The 2,744-nt window shown below is 63.4% G+C and carries 4 protein-coding genes and 1 pseudogene; all 5 read right to left on the bottom strand.

Going from position 1 to position 2,744, the window contains the following annotated elements:
* Positions 1-994 (bottom strand): phospholipase effector Tle1 domain-containing protein (locus P3W85_RS32575; protein WP_276267790.1); only part of this gene is annotated, 994 nt, incomplete at its 3' end.
* Positions 991-1,569 carry a DUF3304 domain-containing protein gene (locus P3W85_RS32580; protein ID WP_276267791.1) on the bottom strand — a complete coding sequence of 193 codons (579 nt, stop codon included), beginning with the start codon at positions 1,567-1,569 and terminating at the stop codon, positions 991-993. The genes P3W85_RS32575 and P3W85_RS32580, both read right to left, overlap by 4 nt.
* A 12-nt stretch (positions 1,570-1,581) precedes the next feature.
* A complete protein-coding gene (locus P3W85_RS32585) occupies positions 1,582-1,923 on the bottom strand; it encodes a hypothetical protein (protein ID WP_276267792.1) in 342 nt (113 codons plus the stop codon).
* The gene (locus P3W85_RS32590) at positions 1,920-2,498 is read right to left on the bottom strand and encodes a DUF3304 domain-containing protein (protein WP_276267793.1); all 579 of its coding nucleotides are present in this window, start codon (positions 2,496-2,498) and stop codon (positions 1,920-1,922) included. Before P3W85_RS32590 ends, P3W85_RS32585 begins: the two co-directional genes overlap by 4 nt.
* A 29-nt stretch (positions 2,499-2,527) precedes the next feature.
* A pseudogene (locus tag P3W85_RS32595) lies at positions 2,528-2,744 on the bottom strand (DUF2235 domain-containing protein); the annotation flags it as partial.

A 2,744-nucleotide genomic window follows, 5' to 3' on the forward strand; every position in this document is an offset into this window, starting at 1 on the left:
GGCAGCGCGTGACTACGCTGGGGCCGGGAATGCGCGGGTCGCGCGGCTGCGCCCAGCCGCCGTGGCCGTTGGCCAGTTCCGACATCAGCCCTTGCGCGGCGCCCACCGACGCCACGGTGTCGAACAGCCCCAGGAAATCCACGGTGGCCGGCACGCCGCAAATGCGCATCGGCCCGCGGGGCTCATCGCACAGCTCGCGCATCCAGTTGACGAACACGCGCGCCTCGGCCGCGCCGCGCGAGAAGCCGAACACGGAAATGCGGATGCGCGCCAGCCGGGGCAGCTTGCCTGTCAGCACCGGTTTGAGCTTGTCGAGCAGCTCGGCGCGGCGCTTGGCCAGCACGGTGCGGCGGCCGTCGATCTCGGTGTCGCGCCACTGGGTGCTGGCGATGGCCTGAAGGGCCTGCGCACTTGACACATCCTTGCGCAACTGCACGTCGTCAGGCGACTTGGGCGTGGGCGGCCCCTTGCCATCAGGAAAGCGCATGCGCATGCGCTTGAAGTTGATGTCGGCGCTCATCTGTTTGACGAAGGCGAGGTCTTCGGCTTCTACGGTCAGTGGTTGGTCGCCGAAGGCATAGCTATGGAGGTTGTTTTGAAGTTGTAGCAACGCCCAGTTGATACGGGCCTCGCCGCCCCAGCCGGCGGCGGCGCCAGCGGCAGCGTGCAAGCTCACACCGGCATCGCCAACGCCTTTCCAGAATTCGGTGCCGACGCCGGGGACATAGGTTCGATAGCGGTATTTGCGGTCTTCGCCGGATTTGATTTCGTCGTCGAAGATGTCGTACAGCCGAGCGACATTGCTATGGGACTCGTGCTTCTTGTCGTAATAGAGGTTATTGCGCGTGCCGTCGAAGAAAAAGCCGAGATACAAGGTGCGTTGGCACGACATGGCGTCATCGGGCGACTCGGTGCAAGTAACGCCCCTGCGCTCGTTTGCCGTGAGTGCCCACGGGTTAGCACTCACGTTGTCGGGCAGTCGAGAAATCGTCATGGTGTTTTGTCCTCCGTGTGGGCAGCCTTGCCCTTTCTCATGAGATCCCAGAGCTGAGTGGGACCTTCACAGTACTCACTACCGGGGTGCTCCTTGCGGCATTGCAGTTTTGGCTCGAGCAGTCCCTCCGGAAAATCGGGATGCCCTGGACCAACCAAAGTAGGGAAGAGCTTGACTTCGCCGCCTGGAAAAAAGGTCACCCAGAGATAGGTCATGCGCCCGCGCTGATCCACCTGATAGGGTTGCGTGGCCAGCTCGCGCTCAAAGAACGCGTCAGGGTTCTTGAGGTAGAGCGGCTCGGTGCGCCAGTGGACGGTGAGCTTGTAGTTTGGGTCCCATTGGCGGGGAACTTGCGCAGACCCAGCACCGCCACCGCCCGAGTGCTTGACCATGCCACCGGCCCAGGAGCTGTTGACGTACACCTCGTCGATATAGTCGTCGGTGTAGTTGAGGATTCTGACCCGGAGCGGCACCATGGTGTCGTCGTGCGCAGAAGCAGGCGCATCGGATGGCTTGCAGGCCGTCAGCGCGAGCAGCAGGGTGAGTTGCAGAAAGCGTGTCAGAGCGTTACGCATCGTGTTCCCCCGTCAGTGGATGTGCGGGGCGACGCGCGGCCGATGCGGATCAGCTTCGCGTCGTCGGTCGCGCGGCAGCGCCCAGCCGCCGTGGCTGTTGGCCAGCTCTGACATCAACCCTTGACGCGCTTCGTCGAAGACGTCGTACAGCCGCGCGACATTGCTATGGGACTCGTGCTCCGTGTCGTACTTACGGTTATTGCGCGTACCGTCGAAGAAAAAGCCGAGATACAAGGTGCGTTGGCACGACATGGCGTCGTCGGGCGACTCGGTGCAAGTGATGCCCTTGCGCTCGTTTGCCGTGAGTGCCCACGGGTTGTCGCCCATATTGTCGGGCAGTCGGGAAATCGTCATGGCGCCTTGTCCTCCGTGTGGGCGGCCTTGCCCTTTCTCATGAGATCCCAGAGCTGAGCGGGACCTTCGCAGTACTCACTACCGGGGTGCTCCTTGCGGCATTGCAGTTTTGGCTCGAGCAATCCATCCGGGAAATCGGGATCACCTGGAGCAACCCAAGTAGGGAAGAGCTTGACTTCGCCGCCGGGGAAAAAGGCCACCCAGAGAAAGGTCATGCGCCCGCGCTCATCCATTTGATAGGGTTGGGTGGTCAGCTCGCGCTCAAAGAACGCGCTGGGGTTCTTGAGGTAGAGCGGCTCGGTGCGCCAGCGGACGGTGAGCTTGAAGTTCGGGTCCCATTGACGGGGTACTGACGCGTGGCCAGCGAAGCTCCCCCCTCCGGAATGCGCGACCATGCCACCGGCCCAGGAGCGGTTGACGTACACTTCGTCGATATAGTCGTCGGTGTAGTTGAGGACGCTCACCTGCAATCCCTTGGTGTCTTCGCGTGCAGCAGCAGGCACATCGGTTGGCTTGCAGGCCGTCAGCGCGAGCAGCAGGGTGAGTTGCAGAAAGCGTGTCAGAGTGTTACGCATCGCGTTCTCCAGTGAGTGGTTTTGCGGGGCGACAGCTTGGCGTCGTCGGTCACGCCGCGGCCTTGCTCGCCGGGCCGGTAGCCGCCGCCCACGTCCGAATGCACGCCGGGGTAGACCACTTCCTCCACGTTGGGCCCGGAGGCCACGTCCACCGGAAACGAGCCGCGCACCTCGTGCCCCGACACCAGGTGCAGGCAGCGCGTGACCACGCTGGGGCCGGGAATGCGCAGGTCGCGCGGCTGCGCC

The sequence above is a fragment of the Cupriavidus basilensis genome, from assembly GCF_029335485.1.
GTDB classification, from domain to species: domain Bacteria; phylum Pseudomonadota; class Gammaproteobacteria; order Burkholderiales; family Burkholderiaceae; genus Cupriavidus; species Cupriavidus basilensis_E.

Bases quoted from the DNA above. Each gene is read 5' to 3' on its own strand.
- P3W85_RS32585 (WP_276267792.1), bottom strand. From the start codon at position 1,923: ATGACGATTTCCCGACTGCCCGACAATATGGGCGACAACCCGTGGGCA.
- P3W85_RS32590 (WP_276267793.1), bottom strand. From the start codon at position 2,498: ATGCGTAACACTCTGACACGCTTTCTGCAACTCACCCTGCTGCTCGCG.
- P3W85_RS32580 (WP_276267791.1), bottom strand. From the start codon at position 1,569: ATGCGTAACGCTCTGACACGCTTTCTGCAACTCACCCTGCTGCTCGCG.